The 808-nt window shown below is 52.0% G+C and carries 1 pseudogene; it reads left to right on the top strand.

The features are described from left to right. Window positions 1-808 (top strand): annotated as a pseudogene (locus R7Z49_RS24275) (calcium-binding protein); the annotation flags it as partial.

The raw sequence follows: 808 nt of genomic DNA on the forward strand, positions 1-808 counted from the left end.
TGAGGCATTAGATGTTTCAAATGCGTTCGTCGACACCACCATCAGCGATGAAACCGACCCAGGTCCAGAAGATACGGTTACCGTGACCATGACAGGTCCAGCGAATGTCGTAGAAGGTGACACCACCACGGACTACACCGTGACACTGAGCGATCCAGCACCCGTCGGTAGCATCGTCACGCTCGCTTACAGTTATACTACTGCATCGGGTGATGACATCACTGAAACCACCCAAGCGATTATTGGGGCGGATGGCGTAACCGCCACGTTTACCATTGATACCGTGGATGACGTTTACGCCGAAGGCGATGAAGTGTTCCGTGTCAGCGTATCGGGTATTGTGGACAGCGACAGCAATCCGATTTTTGAGGCACTAGATGTTTCAAATGCCTTTGTTGACACCACCATCAACGATGAAACGGATCCTGGTCCAGAAGATACGGTTACCGTGACCATGACTGGTCCAGCAAATGTCGTGGAAGGCGATATCACCACAGAGTACACCGTAACGCTGAGCGATCCAGCACCTGTGGGCAGCATCGTCACGTTGGCTTACAGCTACACCACTGCATCGGGTGATGACATCACCGAAACCACCCAAGCGATTATCGGTGCCGATGGTGTGACGGCTACGTTTACTATCGATACGGTGGACGATGTTTACGCCGAAGGCGATGAAGTGTTCCGCGTCAGCGTATCGGGTATAGTAGATGGTGACAGCAATCCAATCTTCGAAGCACTGAATTTAGACAATGCGTTCGTCGATACCACCATTAGCGATGAAACCGATCCGGGTCCGGAAGATACG

The organism is Vibrio sp. 1562, assembly GCF_033340155.1.
Lineage (GTDB): Bacteria > Pseudomonadota > Gammaproteobacteria > Enterobacterales > Vibrionaceae > Vibrio > Vibrio alginolyticus.